The 20,054-nt window shown below is 68.3% G+C and carries 16 protein-coding genes and 1 pseudogene; 9 read left to right on the top strand and 8 right to left on the bottom strand.

Annotation, left to right across the window (positions count from 1 at the left end; genetic code table 11):
* The first annotated feature begins 479 nt into the window (after positions 1-479).
* Positions 480-2,231, top strand: a complete 1,752-nt coding sequence (locus MYSTI_RS12080; RefSeq protein ID WP_015348032.1) for a tetratricopeptide repeat protein — start codon at positions 480-482, stop codon at positions 2,229-2,231.
* 145 nt (positions 2,232-2,376) lie between these two features.
* Here MYSTI_RS12080 and MYSTI_RS44575 read toward each other — a convergent pair.
* From MYSTI_RS44575 to MYSTI_RS12065, 4 genes and pseudogenes are all read right to left on the bottom strand, one after another.
* A pseudogene (locus MYSTI_RS44575) lies at positions 2,377-2,703 on the bottom strand (transposase); the annotation flags it as partial.
* Between the two features lie 25 nt (positions 2,704-2,728).
* A complete protein-coding gene (locus MYSTI_RS44570; protein WP_233278245.1) occupies positions 2,729-3,298 on the bottom strand; it encodes a helix-turn-helix domain-containing protein in 570 nt (189 codons plus the stop codon).
* A 205-nt stretch (positions 3,299-3,503) separates the two neighbouring features.
* Positions 3,504-5,594 carry a YfbK domain-containing protein gene (locus MYSTI_RS12070; RefSeq protein ID WP_015348030.1) on the bottom strand — a complete coding sequence of 697 codons (2,091 nt, stop codon included), beginning with the start codon at positions 5,592-5,594 and terminating at the stop codon, positions 3,504-3,506.
* 92 nt (positions 5,595-5,686) lie between these two features.
* Positions 5,687-6,349 (bottom strand): TetR/AcrR family transcriptional regulator C-terminal domain-containing protein, encoded by a 663-nt coding sequence (locus MYSTI_RS12065; RefSeq protein WP_015348029.1) that lies wholly within the window; start codon positions 6,347-6,349, stop codon positions 5,687-5,689.
* A 79-nt stretch (positions 6,350-6,428) separates the two neighbouring features.
* Here MYSTI_RS12065 and MYSTI_RS12060 point away from each other — a divergent pair, with 79 nt between their 5' ends.
* Positions 6,429-7,868, top strand: coding sequence for a radical SAM protein (locus MYSTI_RS12060; protein WP_015348028.1), 1,440 nt, complete (start codon positions 6,429-6,431; stop codon positions 7,866-7,868).
* 38 nt (positions 7,869-7,906) lie between these two features.
* On the opposite strand, the gene MYSTI_RS12055 is transcribed toward MYSTI_RS12060, so the two are convergent.
* Complete coding sequence (locus tag MYSTI_RS12055; protein WP_420811520.1) at positions 7,907-8,896, bottom strand: aldo/keto reductase; 990 nt, start codon at positions 8,894-8,896, stop codon at positions 7,907-7,909.
* A gap of 75 nt (positions 8,897-8,971) precedes the next feature.
* On the opposite strand from MYSTI_RS12055, the gene MYSTI_RS12050 reads away from it, so the two are divergent.
* Positions 8,972-9,892, top strand: coding sequence for a LysR family transcriptional regulator (locus tag MYSTI_RS12050; protein WP_015348026.1), 921 nt, complete (start codon positions 8,972-8,974; stop codon positions 9,890-9,892).
* A 121-nt stretch (positions 9,893-10,013) separates the two neighbouring features.
* Entirely contained in the window at positions 10,014-11,696 is a 1,683-nt protein-coding gene (locus MYSTI_RS40680) for a TPR end-of-group domain-containing protein (protein WP_015348025.1), read from the top strand.
* Positions 11,697-11,768: 72 nt separating this feature from the next.
* Here MYSTI_RS40680 and MYSTI_RS12040 read toward each other — a convergent pair whose 3' ends face one another.
* Positions 11,769-12,644 carry an alpha/beta fold hydrolase gene (locus MYSTI_RS12040; RefSeq protein WP_015348024.1) on the bottom strand — a complete coding sequence of 292 codons (876 nt, stop codon included), beginning with the start codon at positions 12,642-12,644 and terminating at the stop codon, positions 11,769-11,771.
* Between the two features lie 284 nt (positions 12,645-12,928).
* Here MYSTI_RS12040 and MYSTI_RS12035 point away from each other — a divergent pair, with 284 nt between their 5' ends.
* A complete protein-coding gene (locus tag MYSTI_RS12035) occupies positions 12,929-13,816 on the top strand; it encodes an MBL fold metallo-hydrolase (RefSeq protein ID WP_015348023.1) in 888 nt (295 codons plus the stop codon).
* Positions 13,817-13,824: 8 nt separating this feature from the next.
* Here MYSTI_RS12035 and MYSTI_RS12030 read toward each other — a convergent pair whose 3' ends face one another.
* Positions 13,825-14,568: an RNA methyltransferase gene (locus MYSTI_RS12030; RefSeq protein ID WP_015348022.1), complete on the bottom strand. Its 744-nt coding sequence runs from the start codon at positions 14,566-14,568 to the stop codon at positions 13,825-13,827.
* 217 nt (positions 14,569-14,785) lie between these two features.
* On the opposite strand from MYSTI_RS12030, the gene MYSTI_RS12025 reads away from it, so the two are divergent.
* Complete coding sequence (locus tag MYSTI_RS12025) at positions 14,786-15,373, top strand: hypothetical protein (RefSeq protein WP_044279533.1); 588 nt, start codon at positions 14,786-14,788, stop codon at positions 15,371-15,373.
* A 106-nt stretch (positions 15,374-15,479) separates the two neighbouring features.
* Here MYSTI_RS12025 and MYSTI_RS12020 read toward each other — a convergent pair whose 3' ends face one another.
* Positions 15,480-15,818 carry a DUF3892 domain-containing protein gene (locus MYSTI_RS12020; protein WP_144370058.1) on the bottom strand — a complete coding sequence of 113 codons (339 nt, stop codon included), beginning with the start codon at positions 15,816-15,818 and terminating at the stop codon, positions 15,480-15,482.
* A 911-nt stretch (positions 15,819-16,729) separates the two neighbouring features.
* On the opposite strand from MYSTI_RS12020, the gene MYSTI_RS12015 reads away from it, so the two are divergent.
* The 3 genes from MYSTI_RS12015 (at position 16,730) to MYSTI_RS12005 (ending at position 20,039) form a co-directional block, all read left to right on the top strand.
* Positions 16,730-17,428 carry a DUF7847 domain-containing protein gene (locus MYSTI_RS12015; protein ID WP_015348019.1) on the top strand — a complete coding sequence of 233 codons (699 nt, stop codon included), beginning with the start codon at positions 16,730-16,732 and terminating at the stop codon, positions 17,426-17,428.
* 297 nt (positions 17,429-17,725) lie between these two features.
* The gene (locus tag MYSTI_RS12010) at positions 17,726-19,198 is read left to right on the top strand and encodes a DUF7481 family protein (RefSeq protein ID WP_015348018.1); all 1,473 of its coding nucleotides are present in this window, start codon (positions 17,726-17,728) and stop codon (positions 19,196-19,198) included.
* A gap of 142 nt (positions 19,199-19,340) precedes the next feature.
* Positions 19,341-20,039, top strand: coding sequence for a hypothetical protein (locus tag MYSTI_RS12005; RefSeq protein ID WP_144370057.1), 699 nt, complete (start codon positions 19,341-19,343; stop codon positions 20,037-20,039).
* Positions 20,040-20,054 lie beyond the last annotated feature (15 nt).

Genomic DNA, 20,054 nt, shown 5'->3' with positions numbered 1-20,054 from the left:
CCGACTCGTGGATGAGAACCCCATTGCACGTGCCTCGCTGCGGCGAGCTCATTCCGAGCCCAGCATGCAGAGGCCCGGAGGCGAACCGCGCGCTGGGAACACGACAGGCGACGAATGGACGTCCTCGTTCACCGAATGGGGCGGCAACCGCGTGGACCACCTCACGGGACCGGAGAGATTCAACTGAATGAGCTTCCGACGTCCGCCTCCGAGCCACGCGGTCTGACGCTGGGCCCGGATGGCGCGCTCTGGATTGCATTGGAGAAGGGGCGGATCGCCCGCTTGGGGCCACCACGTCCCTGTACTGGCCTCTCCACGGGCAAGACAGGAGGGCAGGCGTTCGCTGGGTTGGCCAGCGGGATGGTCTCGGGCGCCATCCCACGGCATGCTCGCACCGCGCCATGTCCTCACCCTCCCCATCCAGCCCGTCCCCCTCCGCCCCCCTGACTCCGCCTGGAGGCACCTCGACTGGAGGAGACGTGGAGCCCGAGGCGCCCCCGCTCCGCCCCAGCATCCAGGCCACGCTCGTCGTGTTGGCGGCGCTCACCGTGTACGCCCCGGCGCTGGGGCTGGGCTTCGTCTATGACGACTTCCCACTCGTGGAGGCCAACCCCTGGATTCGCTCTCCCGCGTGGCTGGGGGACATCTTCACGCAGCAGCTCTTCGGCTTCGTCCCGAACGCCGAGGGAAGCCAGGCCTTCTACCGGCCCCTCGTGCATGTCCTCCTGATGGTCATCCACGGCGTCGCGGGCATGGCGACGTGGGCCTACCACCTGGCCCCTGTCCTGCTGCACGCCACGGCGTCGCTGACGGTGTGGGCGCTGGCTCGGCGCATGAGCGCGGGCTCGGTGGCCACGGCGCTCGCCGCGGGGCTGCTCTTCGCCGTCCACCCTGTCCACGTGGAGGCTGTGGCGTGGGTGAGCGCGCTCATGGACATGTCCGCGGCAACGGCGGGACTTGGCATGCTGTGGCTGCTCACCACGCGCCCCCTGACACCGCTCCGTGCCATGGCGGGGGCGGCGCTGTGGCTGGTAGCGGCACTCTTCAAGGAGCCGGCGGTGATGCTCCTGCCCATGCTGGCCGCGTGGGAGTTGATGGCGACGGGCTCGGCACACGCGAGCGTGTGGCGGGAGCGGGCCTTGCGCTTCGGGCCGCTCGGCGCGGCGGTGCTGCTCTACGCCGTGCTCCGGCTCAACGCGGTGGGCTGGGCCAGCGTGAACAGTGGCTGGGACACGGTCCCGCGTGACATCGCCTTCCTCAATGTCTTCCCCCTGCTGGCCCACCACGTGAGCCTCCTCTCGTGGCCCGCCGTGCTGAGCGTCTTCCATCCGTTCGAGCCAGCGACCTCGGTGCTCGCCGGTCGGGTGCTCGCGGGAGTCGCGGTGGCAATTGGAATGGGCGCCGGGCTCGTCCTGCTCCGCCGGCGAGCACCAGCCGCGTGGCTGGGCCTCGCGTGGCTGACACTGCCCCTCCTGCCCGCCCTCCACCTCCGCGCGCTGAGCGAGAGCGCGGTGGCGGAGCGATACCTGTACTTGCCCTCCGCGGGATTCTGTCTGCTCGCGGCTTGCGCCTGGGGCCCGCTGACGAAGCTTGCGCGCCCCGCGGTCGCGTGGACGCTCGGGCTGGTCGTGTTCCTGGGGGCCACCGCGCGGACGGAGGCTCAGATGGAGACGTGGCAGAGCGACGTGACCCTGTGGGTGAACGCGGTGGAGTCCTCGCCTGGAGCGGTGACGCCACTCGTCCAGTTGGGTGAGGCCCTGCTGCGTGCGGGCGAGGTGGAGGAGGCCATCCTCGCCCTGGAGCGTGCGCGCATGCTCCATCCCGAGCACCTGAACGCCGCGAGTCAGCTCGCGCGAGCGTATGTGGAGGCGGGCCGGCCGGCCCAGGCACGGGAGCTCATGATGACGGCGGTGCGCGCGCATCCAGATGCCTCCGGGTTCCACTTCATCCTGGGCCTCGCGCACAGACGGCTGGGTGAGAAGGAGGCGGCGCTCGCGTCCTTCCAGGTGGCGGCACACCTGACCCCTACTTCGGGCGACACGAGGCTGGAGCTGGGCGAGGTCCTCGTCGAGCTCGGCCGCGCGGCCGAGGCGCTGCCCTCACTCGAGGAAGCCCTGAAGCGCGTCGCGGACACCCCTCGCGCACACCGGGCGCTGGCCCAGGCCCATCGCACGCTGAACCACGAGGAGCAGGCCCGCGTGCATGAGCAGAGCGCGCGGGGCAGCCCCTAAGCCAAGGATCGTGAATCTCGTCCGGCCTCAGGCTGAGCCTGAGGTCGGCGCGGCGCACGGATGGACTGGAGGAACACTCGGCGGAGCGAGCGGCGAGGCAGGCATGCACCCGAGCCATGAGCCGGTCCCTGGTGCGGCAGCAATGATTGAGGGTGACGTTGGCGTGCAGGTCGAGCCACACCTGCTCGATGCGATTGCCCTGAGGGCAGTACGGCGGCAGGAAGTGCAGGACGAATCGCCTGCCGAGCTGCGCGAGCACCTTGCGCGTCTTCCTGCTGGAGTGGACGGCGGCGTTGTCGAGGACGAGGTGGATGCGGCGAGCGCGTCGATAGGCACCCGCCAGGCGCCAGAGAAGCTCAATGAAGAGGGCGCTGGATTTGCTCCTTCCCTCCACCCACGTCAGTCTTCCCGTGCGGACATTGAGAGCTCCAGCCAGGCAGCGCTTCTGGTTGTTGCCGGGGGCCACCACCACTCGCCTGTGCCCAGGCAGGCACTCGTCACGTCCCACCTTGGGATGGAGATGGAATGTCGACTTCGTCCACGTGGAGAACGGGCTCCCTGGATGGGCCGTACACCTCGAGCCACTTCAACTCGTGGAGCCGCCGGCGTCGCCTCCACCCGGGCCAGGGACACTCGACGATGGGCTTGGCCGCCTTGAGCCGCGCGCCGAGCGAGGCGAGGGTGCGCCCCATGGTGGCCACCGACACGCGCACCAGTCCTCGGCGCGCCAGCTCCTGACACAGCAACTCCCTCGTCCACGTCGGACGACACCAGCCCCAATCCTCGGGCGTCCCCTCCAGGACTCGCACCAGCCGCTCGCGGAACCGGTTGTCTACCTTGCGTCGCCCGTTGCTCTCTCGCCTGTCCCGAAGGGCCTGTCGCTCTCCCTCCTGGTAGCGACGCACCGCACTCACCACCGCCGAGGTCGCGCACTCCATGGCCCGGGCGACGGCGTGGCACGAGGCACCTCGTCCCACCGCCGCCACCGCCATGCATCGGCGGTAGGTGAGCGGGCAGCCACTCCGGACTGCCCACCGAAGCAGCGCTTGCCGCTGCTTTCTCTTCAACCACTGCCTACCTTTGCCCTCGGGCAGGGCCTTCTCGCTCTCAGGTCTTCTGCGCACACAGAGCCGAACGAGAGGTGCCCCTGCTCTCTCTTCCCGCACCCCTCGCGCCTGCCTGCCCTCAACCTGATCGCGAATCACGACCCTCGGTTGAGGCTCGCCATCGAGGATTCGCGTCGGGAGCCCTGGGGCCCCGTGGCGAGACCGCTCAGGCCCCCGAGGGTGCCCGGTCGAAGTCCATGCTCTTCACGGGAGCAAAGTCCTCGAACGGGTCCACGCGACGGTCCAGGCCGCTGGCCTTGCGGATGAGCTCGCCCAGCTCGCTCACGTCCGCACGCTGCCTCAACTCCAAGCCCACGCCGCCCCACAACTCGAGCAGGACGTCGTAGGTCAGAGGCCGCGTCCAGTACGAGCCTCGAAGCTTCTCCGCGAAGGCGGAGGCCACATAGGCCAGTCGCGTGGACTCCCGGGCCTGGGCGAAGCTCGGACGCAGCGAGGCCGCGGACATCGGTGTCGCCAGCTCCTTCGAGGCGCCCCCCTCCGGCGCCTTGTAGCGGATGCGCAGCGTGCCCAGCGTCCGAGCGTCTTCTCGCGGCTTCACTTCGTAGAGCGCCGTCACGGAGTGGCCCGCCCCCACCTCGCCCGCGTCCACCTGGTCATCACGGAACTGCTCCGCCGTCAGCGCGCGGTTCTCGTAGCCGAGCAGCCGGTACAGCTCGACCGCTTCCGGGTCGAACTCCACCTGGAGCTTCACGTCCTTGGCCACCACCTGGAGCGTCCCCGTGAGGTCGCGCACGAAGACGCGGTGGGCCTCCTTCAAGTCGTCCACATAGGCGTAGTTCCCCTCGCCCACATGGGACAGCCGCTCCATCAGGACGTCATTGTAGTTGCCCATGCCGAAGCCCACCGTGGACAAGGTGATGCCTCGGGCCGCGAGGGACTTCACCTGGGCCCAGATGCCATCCGCGTCGGAGACCCCCACGTTCGCCACTCCATCCGAGCAGAGGATGACGCGGTTGATGCCCCCGTCGCGCAGGTGCTCGACGGCGATGCGATATCCCAGCGACAGCCCCGCCTCGGCATTGGTCGAGCCCTCCGTGCGGAGTCCATCGATGGCGCTCAACAGCCGGCCCTTCTCGAGCGCACTCGTGGGCGGCAGCACCTGCCGGGCCTCCGAGCCATACACGACGAGCGACACCCGGTCCCGCTCGTCCAGCTCCATCACCAGCAGGCGCAGGGCCTGCTTCACCAGCCCCAAGCGGTTCTCCGCCTCCATCGAGCCAGACACGTCGATGACGAAGACCAGGTGACTGGACTTGCGCTGGGCCGCGGGCACCTCGCGCGCCTTCACGCCGATGCGCAGCACCTGGAAGCCCTTGCGCACGGGAGAGGGAAAGCCCTCCACATGGATGCCGAAGGGCGCGTCCTTCGAGTCGGCATAGCCATAGTCGAAGGTGTTGACGAACTCCTCCACGCGCACGGCGCGCTCATCGGGCATGACCTGGCGATTCAGATAGCCGCGCGTGAGCGAGTATGAGGCCGTATCCGTATCCACCGAGAACGTGGAGAAGCGCTCGTCCTTCGGGTTCACCGTGGGGTTCACCCCGTACCCCTTGAAGTACATCGCGGAGAAGCGCTCGCGGGTCATCGGCTCGCGGCGCGGAGGCGGACGGGGCTCCTGCTGCGCGGGGAGCGGGTGCAGCCGCAGCGTCATCGACATGCCAGGCATGGCGGGGGAGAGGTTGTACTGGGATGGCGCGACCGACACGATGCTCTCCGCCGCGATGGCCACACCGGACGAATCGGACTGGCCGCCCGGCGCCAGTCGGGTCAGCGCCTCGAAGGAGGAACGGGGCGGAGCGCTCGGTCCCCGCCTGATGAACTCCTGGTCTGCATTGACGCCCGTGGTCGTAGACCCCACACCGATTCGAGCAGGAGCGCCGACAATCTCCACCACCTCGCTCAGCGATTCAGGGAGCAACTCGACGTTGACGCGGATGGTGCGGTTGAGCCGCAGTTGCACGTCGGAGCGCGCGTAGGGCTTGTACGACTCCTTCTCGAACCGAAGCACATACACCCCCGGAGGAAGCTGGGGGATGCGGTACTCGCCCCGTGCATCGGTGACGGCGCTCTTCTCCCCCTGGAGAGTGGGGGACGTCACGGTGACCACCACATCAGCGACGGGCTGGCGGCTCTGGACATCGATGACGGTGCCCAGGAGGGTGCTGCTCTGAGCGAGTGCCTGTGAGGCCAGCAACACCAGGAGCCCGCACGACAGCCGGGCAATGACTGTGTTCATGAAGACCACCTCGGAGCTTCGAGAGGTGGCCATCATCCAGACACCCCGGGCCTCGCGACGCACCCGCGGCTCCGGGTTCCATCATCGTTCCATCACGGAGCGGGGCTTCGCGGCTTGCCTCGCTTCGGCGAGAGGCTCGCGGTGAGCCCGACGAACATCGTCTCCAGTCCGAACTGGAACTCCTCTTCGACATCGCGGCGCCCCTCCAGCCGCGCCAGCGCGCGCATCCGAGGGAAGTCCGCTTCGCTCAGGCGCTCATATGCGGGGGACGAGTCTTCGTCCGGCCGGGTCGGCAGGTAGCTGGTCACTGAGTGTCCGACCACGAACGAGAAGACGACCTGGAACGAGCTCACCGCATCCCGGAGGGAGAACCCCGCCTCCATCAAGAACCCGAGCGCCTGCTCGACATGGATGATGGAGGCGGGCGTCACCGCGGGGCGCGTGGAGAAGAGCGGCAGCACATTCGGATGCGCGCGGAGCGTGGAGCGCAGGGCGTGCGCCCGCTCTCGCAGCGTCCCCTGCCAGGTGGAGGCGGGCTCCAGGGGCGGCAGCTCGGCGAGGACCGCCTCGAAGATGCCGTCGAGGATGGCCGCCTTGTTGGCCACATGGTTGTAGAGCGACATCGCCTCCACCCCCAGCTCCTCCCCCACCCGCCGCATCGACACCGACTCCAGTCCTTCGCGGTCCACGAGGGCGAGGGCTGTCTGGAGGATGCGTGTCCTCGAAAGTGCTTCGCGCTTGCCGGTCTTCTTCATCCGCCTCCCTTGACAGACTTACGCCATAAACTTACTCTGTAAGTCAATCCAATCAGCAGCATCATCCAGGAGGTGCCACGTGCACTCGGAGCCTCGTGCCCAGGAGTCCCAGGGTGTGCTTCACCGCGAGCTGGAGCGGCGGATGTCCCGTCCCCAGCGCCATCGCTTGCTGGAGGGCTACCCCATGGCCCCCTTGCTGAAACCGCGGCTCGGGGGCATCGACCCCATCCAGATGTTCGGGTTCGACCACTCCCGTCCGCTCATCGTCGGAGTGCTGCCTCACACGTTCTGCAATCCCAAGGTGAGGGGGTGCGGCTTCTGTACCTTTCCGCACGAGTCCTTCGCCAACGAGCCGATGCGGCGCGTCGTCGCCCAGGTCGCCCGCGAAATCGAGCGCACGCTCGACAGGGTGCCGGAGCTGGGGAAGCGCACCGTCGACGCCGTCTATCTGGGCGGAGGAACCGCCAACCTGACGCCGCCCTCGGAGTTGAAGCTCGTGCTGGAGCGCCTCGAGGCGGCCTTCGACCTGAACGGCGCGGAGCTCTCCCTCGAGGGAGTCCCCAAGTACTTCCTGCTTCGCCAGGAGGCCCTGCTCGATGTCCTGGCCGACACGCGCATCCGGCACCGGCGCATCAGCATGGGCATCCAGACGTTCGACCCGGACTGGCTGCGTCGCATGGGTCGCGATGCCTTTGGCGACGTCGATGACGTCCGCCGGGTCATCGAGTCCGCCCATCGGCGAGGCTTCACGGTCTCCGGAGACCTGCTCTTCAACCTGCCAGGGATGCGCAGCGAACACGCCCTGGCGGACGTGGAGCGGGCCATCGAGCTGGGGTTCGACCAGGTCTGCATGTACAACCTGGTGCTGACCGAGGACCTGGACTCCGAGTGGGCCAAGGAGCAGGACCTGGTCCAGGCCATGCCGGAGGGAGGACCCGCCCTGGAGACGTGGTTGGCCGTGCGGGAGCGGTTGCTGACGCGAGGCTTCGTCCAGACCACGCTCACGAACTTCGAGCGCGCGGACGTTGCCAGGAGTCCTCGACGTTTCATCTACGAGGTCGCGAGCTTCGACCCCGCCACCTGGGATGGGATTGGCTTTGGCCCGGGAGCACTCTCCACGTTCAAGCTGGACAGCCAGATGAGCGCCCTCAAGTGGCGGAACGCGGCCACGAGTGAGTCCTTCACCCAGGTGGTGAGCAGCGGAAGGAGCGCCGTCGCCGCCGCCTTCCGCTACAAGCCCCTGGACCTGCGGCTGCTCCACCTGACCCGGAACCTGGCTCGACTCGAGATTGATTGTGCCGCCTACGAGCGCTTCTTCGGAACGAACCCGTTCTGGGACTTCCCCGAGCACTTCGAGCTCCTCATGGAGAATCGGCTCATCACCTTCGAGGACCGCATCGCGCGCCTGACGCCCGTGGGCATGTTCTACGCCGATGCTGTCGCGGGGTTGTTCGCCCACCGGCGGGTCCTCGAGCTGCGTGAGACCGACGAGGGGGCGCTCCATGGCCACATGGGATGAGCTCGACGCTCACCCCGCCAGCCCCTGGGGCGCTCCGGTCAAGGGCGCTCGCTGTCGAGCATGTTCATCTGCTCGGCCCCATACCGCTCCCCCGAGAAGGCCACCTGGGACTCGAGGGCGGTGACGTCCTCCTGGGACAGCGGACGCGCCAGGGCGGTGAGCGCATCCTCGAGCTGCGCGACGCGGCGAGCGCCGATGACGGGCACGAAGCCGGGCTGACGAGCGAGCACCCAGGCGATGGCGAGCTGCGCGGGGGACAGGTCTCGCTCCCGGGCGAAGCGGTGCAGCGCCTGCACCGAGGCCTCGTTCGTCTCGCGGTGCGCACCACTGAAGCGAGGCAGCCACGCGCGGAAGTCCCCTGAAGCCGAGGGCTTGCTTCCGGTGAGGAGCCCTCGCGAGAGGACCCCGTAGAGCGTGGCACCGACGCCGAGCTCTCGCAGCGCGGGGAAGAGGCGGGTCTCCGGGCCTCGGCTGGCGAGCGAGTACTCCAGCTGCACGTCGACGATGGGGTGGATGCGCTGGGCGCGCCGCACCGTCTCCGCGCTGACCTCCGACAGGGCGATGTGCCGCACGTAGCCGGCCTTCACCAGGTCGGCGATGGCGCCGATGGTGTCCTCGATGGGGACATTCGGGTCCAAGCGGGCCGGCCGGTAGATGTCGATGACGTCGACGCCCAGGCGCTTGAGCGAATAGGCGGCGAAGTTCTTCACGGCCGCGGGGCGCAGGTCCACGCCGCCCCAGCCGCCATCCGGCGCTCGCATCGCACCGAACTTGACGGAGAGCTGGACGCGCTCACGGCGTCCGGCGATGGCGCGGCCCACCAGCAGCTCGTTGTGCCCCATGCCGTAGAAGTCCCCGGTGTCGAGCAGCGTCACGCCCCGCTCCATCGCGGCGTGAATCGTGCGGACGCTCTCCGCGTCATCCGAGGCCCCATACATCCCGGACATGCCCATGCAACCCAACCCGAGCCGGAAGACCTCCGGTCCCGTGCTCCCCAGCTTCACCGCGTTCGTCGTGTCCATGTGCATCTCCCGTTTCGTCGAGGCCCAGGAAATGTCATGCATCGCCATTCTTGAATCCAATCAATAGGATGCATCCCTCACATGAACGCCCTCTATGAGAAGTCGCTCGACCTGAACCTGCTGAGAGTCTTCGTCGTCGTGGCGGAGACGGGCAGCGTCACGGCGGCGGCCGCTCGGCTGTACCTCACCCAGCCGGCGGTGAGCGCGGCGCTCCGGCGGCTGACCTCCGCCGTGGGGGCACCGCTGTTCGTGCGCAGCGGGCGGGGACTGGAGTTGAGCGCACGAGGGCGGCGGCTGCTCGCCACGGCGCGTCCCCACCTGGAGGCGCTGGTGGAGGCGGCGCTGGCCCCCGCGACGTTCGACCCGCGCTCGAGCGAGCGCACGGTGCGCCTGGGGCTCTCCGACGCGAGCGAGTCCTGGCTGTTGCCCCGACTGCTGGAGGTCCTCGCGCGCGAGGCGCCGAAGATGCGGCTCGTGGTGCTGCCCGCGCAGTTCCGGAACGTGGGGGCGCTCTTGAGCACGTCCGCCGTGGACCTCGCGATGACGGTGGCGGACGAGCTGCCGCCGAACATCCGCAGGCTCCCGCTCTTCCACGAAGGCTTCGTCTGCCTCTTCGACCCGCGCCACGCGCGCCCCGGGAAGCGCTTCACGCTGGAGCGCTATCTGGAGCACGAGCACGTCATCGTCTCGTACAACGGCGACCTGCGTGGCGTGGTGGAGGACGTGCTGGGAATCCAGCGCAAGGTCCGCGTGTCCATCCCGTCGTTCCACGGAGTCGGCGACCTGGTGGAAGGGAGCGCGCTGGTGGCCACGCTGCCGGGGATGGTGGCGCGCCATGTGCTGGCGTTGCGCCCGGCCCTGCGCACGGTGAAGCCCCCCTTCGTGGTGGAGGGTGCGCCGCTGGAGCTGCTCTGGCGCGCCACCTCCGAGGACGACGAGGCCCTGCGCTTCGTGAGAGAGCATGTGGCTCGGATTGCGAGGAGCCAGAGCCCGGCGGCCTGAGCGCTCGTTCGTTGAGGGGATTGTCCTTCTGCGCGGTTCCGAGTCCGGCGGAAGTGTGATTCCAATTCCGGGGATTGCGTCGCGAAGGTGGGTATCCCCTCGTCGTTCCCTGGGAGTCGACATGCGTGGAAGGGTCGTGGCCGGAGTCTGTCTTGCCACCTGGTCGATGTATGGTTTGTCGGGCTGTGCCTCCACCGCCGCCGTGGCGCCCCAGCCCACCCCGGCCCCGCTCACGTGCGACGCGGCGCTCCCTGGAACGGAGGCACTGCTCGCGCCCGGTGGGCTCGTGCTGCTCGGGGAGATGCACGGCACGCAGGAGGTGCCGCGCTTCACCGGACAGGTCGCGTGCCTCGCCGCGGCGAAGGGGATGACGGTCCGGGTGGGGCTCGAGATTCCCGAGGAGGAGCAGGTGTCGCTGGACGCCTTCCTCGCGGCGGGTGATGCGACGCGGGCACAGGAGGAGCTCCTCCTGCGTCCCTTCTGGGTGCGAGACATACAGGACGGACGCAGCAGCCAGGCCATGCTCCAGTTGTTGGCCCAGCTGCGCGACCTGCGACGCGCGGGCGCGAAGCTCGTCGTCTTCGCCTTCGACGACGAGCTCAAGGGGGTGGCGGAGAGCCGCGATTCGCGGATGGCGAAGCGCATCGGCGCCGCGGTGGAGCGGCTCCCCGGTGAGCTCACGCTGGTGCTCACCGGCAACCTCCATGCCCTGGTCAACAAAGGGGCGCCATGGGACCCGGAGTTCCTGCCCATGGGCTGGCACTTGAGCCAGGCGAAGCACCGCGTGGTGGCGATGAACAACAGCTACACCGGAGGCAGCGCCTGGGTGTGCATGGGCCAACAGCCGTGCATGGGGCGAACCCTGCCGCGACGAGACCTGGGACGGCGGCCTTCCGTCGAAGTGTCCGCGACGTCCGACAAGGGCTACCACGGCTTCTTCCACGTGGGGAGCCTCACCGCGTCGCCGCCCGCCGCGGAGTCGAAGCGGGGGCCCGCCGGACAAGGGCTGCTGCTGCGACAGCAGGCGGACGCGGCTTTCAATGCGAAACAGTTCGCGGCGTGCGCCCAGCACTTCGCCGAGGCGGCACGCGTCGACCCGTCACAGGGCGCGTCGGACAGCTACAACCAGGCCTGCTGTCACGCGCTGGCGGGTGACAAGGACGGTGCGTTCAGCGCCCTCGGGACTGTCGCGGACAAGGGGTACACCTCCTGGCAGCACATCCGACGGGACTCGGACCTCGCCTCGCTGCGCGCGGATGCGCGCTGGGCGCCGTTTGTCGCCCGGGTGAGGGCCAACCTCGTGGCGACGATGGCCCCCCACTCCAACACGGAGCTGTTCTCCCTCTTCCTGGAGGACCAGGAGGACCGTGAGGGTGAGCGCGCCGGCCGCGAGCTGGAGCGGGCCGCCATCCGGCCTCGGGATGCCCTGCGCCGAGGACGGGTGAACGAACTGCTGAAGGCAGGCAAGGTCCAGAGCGCCAAGGACTACTTCCACGCGGGCGCCATCCTCCACCACGGCGAAGACACCGACTTCCAGCGCGCCCACACGCTGCTGCTCAAGAGCGTGGAGCTCGACCCGAAGGACGGCCTGGCGCGAATGCTGACGGCCACCGCCGAGGACCGGGTCCTGATGATGCAAGGCAAGCCCCAGCGCTACGGCACGCAGCGTGAGCGCGCGAATGGGCAGTGGCGGCTGTACGCCGTGGACCCCTCGGTGACGGATGCGGAGCGCGCGAAGTGGGGACTGCCGCCACTGGCACAGGTCCTCGAAGAGGTGAAGGCCGCGAACACGACGCCTCCCTGAGTCGCCACGCCCTCAGGGTGCCTCGAGGCCTGGATACGCTCGACTGGGGCTGATGGCGGCCCCAGCCGCGCGTCAGCCCGCGCGCAGGAAGTCGCCGATACGCTTCGCCAGCCATTGCCGGAAGGCGTCCGTCGTCGGCGGACAGTGGCGACAGTTCTTGATGAGCTCCTGGTCGGCGAGCGTGGGAAAGAGCGTCCGGGCACGGGCGAGCAGCTTCTCGCCTGGAAAGCTCACATCCCCATCCCCCGCGAGCACGAGGGTGGGAGCCTTCAACCCGGACAGTTCCTCCGGCTTCGCGAGCGCGGGGATGCGCATGTCCATGTTGCATGCGCGGACGGCGTCGCCCAGGAAAGGCGCCCAGTCATCATCCGTCGTCGTGAGCAGGTGACGGACGAACGCCTGCAGGCGCCGCTCCGACGGGGACATCCGGTAGAGCATCATCGGGATGGCCACCTTCGTGAGCCCCTCCCAGTGCGAGCCATTCACCACCCCCGCGGGGAACAGGAGGGCGAGCCTGTCGATGCGCTCGGGCGAGAGGGCCGCGAGCCGGATGGACACGAAGCCACCCCAGCTCACGCCCACCACATGGGGGCGCTGGAGGGACAGGCCATCGAGGACGTCTCGGAGCCACTCGCCATACTCGTTGTTCGACACCGAGGGCCGCACATCCGCGCTCATCACCGACTGGCCGACGACGTCCACGGCGTGAACGCGGAAGTGCTCCAGCAGCGGCGCCAACTCGTGGAGCACGTGTGCGGAGCTCGCGAGCGCGCCGTGGAGGACGACGACGGAGGGGCCAGTCTCCGGGCCGCCCACCAACACGTGCGTGTCTCCGATGCGGGTCTTCACCGTCCGGCTCTCGGTGGGGACTCGCAGGCGGCCGCGGAAGTGCTCATGCCACCGGGTCAGGACTGCCTTCGCCTGCTCACCCTTGAATGCTGACTTCATCCGCTCAGCCTCCCCTGTTCCGCGCTGGCGCCCGTCGACCGTCAGGCGCCTCTTGGTGCCCGTGCCGTCGCACCCGCGCACGGGCACCAAGCTAGCAGTGCGGCCCCTGGGGTTGCGACAGTCGCGGCGCAAGGCACCCCACGGCCGGGGCGGGCGTGTGGCCCAGGCCACCACCTCCGCGGCCTTCCCTCCGAGCGGTGCAGGGCGAGGTCTCGTCCTGGGGAATGAAGGCGCGTGGCAGATGCTATGACGTGGCGCCGATTCGTCCGTCACCTGGAGGTCTCATGAAGGCCGTCGCCGCCGTGCTGGTCCTGCTGCCGGGGCTTGTGTCCGCCCAGGAACGTGACTTCTCCCAGGTGGAGGTGCGCGCGACGCCCGTGGCGGGCAACATCCACCTGCTCCAGGGGGCCGGGGGGAACATCGCCGTCTCCGTCGGGCCGGATGGCCTGCTCATGGTGGACACCGAGTTCGCGCCGCTGACCGACAAGCTGCGCGCGGCCCTCGAGAAGCTCGGGAAGCAGCGACTGACCTATGTGGTCAATACGCACGTCCACAGCGACCACACGGGCGGCAACGTGGCGTTCGGACGCGAGGCGACCCTCGTCTCGCACACGGCCGTGCGCGAGCGCATGTCCAAGCCGAGGACGCGACGCGGCGAGACGCTGCCTCCCGCGCCCGAGCACGCTCGTCCCGTCGTCACGTTCCAGCAGGGCATGAGCCTCTGGTTCAACGGCGAAGAGGTGCGCCTGACGCACCTGCCCACGGGCCACACCGACGGCGACAGCGTGGTGCTCTTCGTGGGCAGCAACGTCTTGCACACCGGTGACCTCTTCTTCACGGACCGATTCCCCGTCATCGACCTGGAGGCGGGCGGCAACGTGGAGGGCTATGTGCGCAACTCGGAGGCGCTGCTCGCGGCGCTGCCTCCCGGGGCGCGCATCATCCCGGGCCATGGCGCGCTCAGCGGCCGTGAGGAGCTGGAGCGCTTCGTCGCCATGCTGCGCGAGACCACGGCGCTCGTGCGGCGCAAGAAGGCCGCGGGCCTGACGCTGGCGCAGGTGAAGGCCGAGGGCCTTCCGGAGAAGTTCCGGAGCTTCGGCGAGGGCCACGTCAAGACGGACCAGTGGCTGGAGCGGGTCTACACGAGCCTGGGACCGAGCCCGCGTCCCTGAGGCCCGCCCTACTTCGACGACTCCGGGGGCGCCACCGCGCGGGCGACGCAGCGTCCAAGGTGCTTGAAGGCGTTGAGCCACAGCTCCACCTCCCGCTTCGTCAGCGCGGCGCGGGTGAGCGAGTGGATCATCTCCGAGAGCACCGCATCCGGTCCCTGACGGTTGAGGAAGTCCGCGTCCAGGAGCACCTGGCGCATCCGGGCCTGGAGCGCCTGCACCAGTCGAAGGGGCGCGCCCTCCTCCACGCCTCGCGCTGGCACTTCCGCCTGCGCGCGCGAACAGAGATAGAAGAGGACCGCCGCCGCCTGCGCCAGGTTCATCGAGGGCTGCTCGGGCCGCGTGGGGATGACGAGCGCCTGCTGGCAGTGGCTCAGGTCCTCATCGGACATGCCCCGCTTCTCACCTCCGAGGACCAGCGCGACCTTCCCGCGCTGGGCGTGCCTGGCCAGCATCTCCACCGCCTCTTCGGGAGAGAGCGTCGGCATCCCGCGCAGGTTCTGTCGAGAGGTGGTCCCCACCGCGAGCACCACGTCCTCGAGCGCCTCGGGCAGGGTCGGCACGATGCGCGCGGACTCGAGGACGTGGCCCGCGTGTACGGCCATGCGTCGCGCGCCGTCCATCTCCTGGAGTTGGGGGTCCGAGAGCACGAGCTCCGCAACACCGAAGTTGGCGGCCAGGCGCGCCACGGCGCCGAGATTGTCCGGGCCCTGCGTCTGGTGCAGCACGACACGCAGGTGGGAAACGAGAGACATGAGCCCACCTTACCGGCCATGCCCGCCTCCGTCTCGGCTCAAGATGCCCCCTCCCCCCGGACCGCCGACTCCCGAGCAGGGCCCCGCTCGGCAGGCAGGGCATCCTCGTGGTGGACCTGACCTCTGGCTCTTCTCGCAACCGCGACGAGATGCACCGCGCCACGAGCGGTGGCTTCCTCCCCGGGAGAAAAGACGAGGACCTCTCTAGAATGAGCGCATGAACGAATGGCTTCGTCGTACGGCGGTTCCGGGGGTCGCCATGCTTCCGCTCACCACGTCCTGTGGGGCTGACCGGGAGGCGACGGGGGAATGTCGTGGCACCTATCGAGGGGAACAGGTGGCCTGGCCCATCGACGGCGTGTCCTCGCGGCTGGGGCGCGACCGCTTCGGGTTCGTCCCGACTTGGTTGTGGCTCAACTACCTTCCGGGAGGACAGGCCACCCTCACGGCCTTCGGCGCGGACGTCGAGCTCACCCGGGGGATGAGCCTCGAGCGGAGCAGCGGGCCCCTCACGGTGCAGCTCCTCGGCGTCGAGGTCGGCCTGGCGCCGGAGGAAGGAACACCGGTGGTGAGGTGGATGGCGTCGTACGCCGTCCCGCATGGCGCCATCGCGGGCTTCCCTCATGACTCGGGCATTCCGGCCAGCGGCACGTTGACGCTCGATGAGGTCTCCGACGACTCCGCGGAGGGCCGCTTTGTCTACCGCTACGCGAGTGGCGACGAGCTGACGTGCACCTTCAACGTCCCGACCCCCGCCGCGGCCGGGGACGCCTGGCGCGACACAGGTGACGGTGACGACGACTGAGCCACACTCCCCTCACCTCAGCACCTGAGGACCCTGCTCGCCACGGCGGTCTCCGCGTGACCCAAGGAAGGGGCGCCAGACAAGGCCCCCTCCATTGTCGACACGGTCAAGGGCACTGGCCCAACGCCAGCAGGTTGTCGTTCCACTTGCCGTCCGCGAACGTTCGCAGGTAGGGGCGAGTCGCGCCCTCTGCGACGAGGACATCAGCTCGGTTCCCTCGCACCAACGTATAGAAGGTCTTTGTGTTGGCGTTGATTGCGTTGATGACATCACCCACGGGCCACTTCCAAGACGCCCCTCCAACATGAGTGATTGACTCATGACCGCTCCCAGCGGTCCCCAGCGTGATGCACGTAATCTGCACATCGGGCACGTTTGACACAGTCGCTCCTCTCAAGATTGAGTCTGCACCCGACTCGTAATCCAGACTAAAGGCCCTGCACATACCTCTGCGGTGGTATGTGTGCGCATGTCGCAAGACGCCATGACACATCGCTCGCCGCTTGTTGTCGATTTGCGCGGGCAGGGGCGGCGTCGATGGACCCGGGCTCATCGGGGGGCGACCCATTCAGGAGCTTGCCTTGATGCAACCTGGACTCATCAAGCGAGCCCGGGCCGCTGACTCGATTGCAGGGAGCGTAGAGACGTTTGCCCCCATGCCGCCTATTGACTGACCCGCGGCTGAGTCGCGGGAAAGACATACAATGCTGAATCCAGGTGACGAGCATCGGCAGTGGATTCACCGCGGAGTGCTGACGAACCCCCTGGGCCGGCGCGTCAATGGCGCATGGGCGCCCCTCGCCGCCGCCGCTCTCCCGGTCTGGTCTCTCCTGTTACCTTCGTTGCGGATGATGGGGTGTCAGAAGTCTCCAGCCCCACTTGCTGACGAGCGCGTCGCAACACCACCGCGTCCACTCCCAGGAGCTGTCCAACGACGCAGTGCCACGCAGCCCCTCTGCCATCGGCGTGCGCACTCGAGCTGAAGTCCCGCCCGCACCGGGGAGGACTTTCCACGAGGTGACAGGTGCCACCCGGGCCTTGTCCGCTCGCGGATAGGCGCGGTGGCCCCAGGGAATGAGGCGCGCGTGACGGCCCCGTGAGGACCGACTTCGCTCCCTAGCGTGGCGGCTCCCGACGACGCGCGAGCGGCTCGGGTGTCCTCTTGCCTCGAGCTGTCCCATGTCGTCCCTCCTCCCTGCCTCTGAAACCGCGCCGGGCTGCACCGTGCATTCCCAGGTCGACTCCGTCTTCACCTGCAGCCGCTGCGGGAGCTTCAGCTGCTCCGAGTGTCGCAGCAGCCCTGAAACCACCCACTGCGAGGCGTGCGTACGGCGGCTTCGCGAGGACCCAGCCGCCATGACGCCCAGGCGACTCCTCGCGGACACCTTCACGCTCTTCCGCCAACACCTGCGGACCGTCGTCCGCGTCTGCCTGACATACGCAGCCACCTTCGTGGGGAGCATGGCCCTCGTGTCCGTCCTCGGGGGCTCGTTCATGGCCGCCGCGTCGCAGCTCGCCATCCAGCTCGGCTTGTCCATCTATCTGATGCGCGAGGTCGCCGAGGGGCTCCGCGCGGGAGCTCGAGCCCATCCCTCGGATGCCGGGGTCCTGGCGTCCGTGCTCACGCGCATCCCCGTGCTGTTCTTCATGTTCCTGCTGAACGCCCTCGTCATCATGGGAGGCTCGCTCCTCTTCGTGCTGCCCGGGCTCTACCTTGCCCTGTGCACGAGCCTTGCGCCCGTCGCTGTCGCCGTGGACGGCAAGGGACCACTCGCCTCGCTCCGAGCCTCCTACACACTCATGCAGGGGTATCGCCTGCGAATGCTCGGCGTCGTGCTCCCCTTGGTCGTCACCATGGTCCTCGCCAGCACGGTGGGGGATGGCCTCATGACACTGACCCAGGGTCTTCCCACGCCCCTCGTCCTCGCTGCCGGCTTCGTCACCACCCTGATGACCATGGCCGCACTGGCCCTCTACGAGACCGCCCTGGTGCTCGCCTACCAACGACTGCGGGAACGACAGCCAACCGCACCCTCCACTCCAGGAATGGCCTGACGTCCCACCCCGCGCACGCCTCACCCTTGGAGACGAAGAGGGAGCACCGCCGCACTCCGCTGGCGCTCCCCCGCTCATTCGGGCTGTCCCCTCGTGGCAGGTCCACGACCCCGGAGCATCACCTCGCTTCTTCGCGGAGAGTCCTCACGCGCCGCCACACGCGGTCCAGGGTCGCCACGGAGAAGCCTCCGTTTCAGCTCCGCGGCGAATCGACAACCATGTCACAGTCGAGGAGCAGGGGCCGGTGAGTCGTGGTGCGAGGTCTGACCATGATTCGTGTCACGAGAAGGAAGAAACATGCGTTGTCGCTTTTCAGGGTGGGTGTTGGCGCTGCTGTTCGTCATGGGTTGCTCCTCGTCGAGCGATGAGGACAACGAGACCGGGAGCGTGGACCCCAAGGAGTTCTACCGGGGAGGCTCACGACTCCAGGCGCACGTGACGACCACGGCGGAGGGGCTGAGCTGGCCGACGGAGTCGCGCGACACGTGGCACGACAGCACGTTGAAGAAGGGCTGCGTCTGGGAGGCGTCCGGTCCTGACGGTGCCTTCACCTGCATGCCCCAGGACCTGGAGCTGGTTCCCAACAGGGAGCAGGGCTTCTACTTCGACGCCGCCTGCACCGAGGGGATGTATGCCGCGCGCTCCCCTCTGCCTTCGGGTCCCCTCTTCGTGAAGAAGAAGGACGCTTGTGGCGGCTTCTCGAGCATCCACGTCGTGGGAGAGCATGTCCCGACCCCGTCCGCATACTTCCACGACGGCACGAAGTGCGTCGCCACACAGCTCTCGCCTGGCCTCGTCGCGTTCCGAGTGGGAGAGGAAGTGCCGGCCGGAACCTACGTCCGGGGTACGCTGAAACAGAGACAGACCGGGCCTCGCATCTCGGCCTATTTCATCGAGGGTGAGGATGGCTCGATGCAGTTCTCCCACCTCCAGGACATGCTCCAGGACACCGCGTGCACGCCTGTCAAGGCGAGCGACGGAAAGTCTCGCTGCGTGCCCATGGGCAACACCACCGTGCGGAGCCTCGCGAGCTACCTCGCGGCGAACGACACCTGCACCGAGCCCGCCTTCTCGGACGTCTGTGTGAAGACCCCGCGCTTCGCGGTCGTCCCCGCAGAGGAGTCCTGCGGCCCGAGCGCCACCGTCTACGAGGTCGGGGAACCGGTCACCCAGCTCTACATCTCCGGCGGGGAGGGCAACTGTCGGCCCAGTCCGAACGGCCCCCTGAGCGGGAGCGTCTTCGGGCCGGGCGTCGAGATTCCCGCGTCGACCTTCTTGGAGGCAAAGGAGGCCCGCCTCGAGTCGTATGGCCGGCTCGAGGTGCGCGGCCTGCAACTGGATGGCTCGGTCCTGATTCCCTCCGTGCTGCATGACACCCAGCTGGGCACCGACTGCAAGTTCGGGGAGGACATGAGCCAGAAACTGCGGTGCTTCCCCGACTCAGACCTCTCCTCTCTCAGGGCGTTCTTCGCGGATTCCGCGTGCACCCATCCACTGACGTTGGTGTTCGAGCCCACTTCGCGGTGTGTGCTCTCGTCTCCGTCCCGCTATGTCCTCGAGCGCACCTTCGCTGTCGATGGGACTCCGAGATATCGCGCCTTTCACCCAGGCCCGAAGTACGAGGGTCCCCTCTTCACGGGGAACAATCTCGGAGGGAACAACCCGCCCAGCTGTCGGCCCCTCGAGCGCCCGTCTGGGTTGATCGCCTACAAAGTGGGGGCGGAGATCTCCGCCACCTCGCTGGTCGAAGGTACTCGAGTACGAGACTGACCCTCGGGAGCCTGACCTCCGCTGGGGAGACACGACGGCGTGCGGCGTGCCCATGCTATGCACCCGCACCGTCACCATGAACTTGTCATCTTCGCCGATGCCCCGTGTCAGAGCCCTGACCTCGGGACTCTGTCTCCTCTCTTTGCTGTCGCTTGCCGCGTGTGGCGACTCCGACGAATCGTCCCTCCGGATCGAAGGCACCTTCGAGTCCGACTTCGACGGCCATCGGGTGGACCACAGCGACTTCGACCGGTACACCCGAGCCACTTCCTCGAGGGCGGACCTTCCGCCCAACGTGAACCACCTTCAGCTCTGCGGCACTTCGCCGGAGGGGAATATCGGTGGGCCGCGGGTCGACTGGGCGTACTGCTTCAACCTCTTCATCGACAAGCAACTCCCACGCGGCACGCCCGCGACCTTCACGCTCGCCGGAAGGGCAGAGCTCCCCGAGCCCCCTGGCCCCAACGGACACCGGGCCGTCTTTTCACCGCGCGAGGGGCATTCCGCGAGCGTGCGGCAGGTCTGGGTCACGCCCTATTGCGGTCCGGGTGACACAGCCCCCAGCCCCGTGCGCCAGGAAGTGACGGGGACGCTGGAGCTGTCGACGTACGACGACACCACGATAGCAGGGAGGCTCGTCGCGGAGATGTCCGGGCAATCCGCGAGCGGGTGCCCCACCCAGCGGACCCGAGCCGACATCCAGTTCTCCGTCCCATTCGACGCCAAGTCGAACGACCACCACCGTGCGCCTGGGCCACCACCACGACATTCTCGCCCCCTTCCTCCTTCACGCAGGCTTGCGCCTTACCAGACGTCCCTGAAGCTGGTGAGCATGGCCTGACCCAGACATACATCC

The organism is Myxococcus stipitatus DSM 14675 (genome assembly GCF_000331735.1).
Classification (GTDB): Bacteria; Myxococcota; Myxococcia; order Myxococcales; family Myxococcaceae; genus Myxococcus; species Myxococcus stipitatus.
The sequence above is the reverse complement of the archived record's forward strand: the minus strand, read 5'-3'. Positions and strand labels throughout refer to the sequence as shown.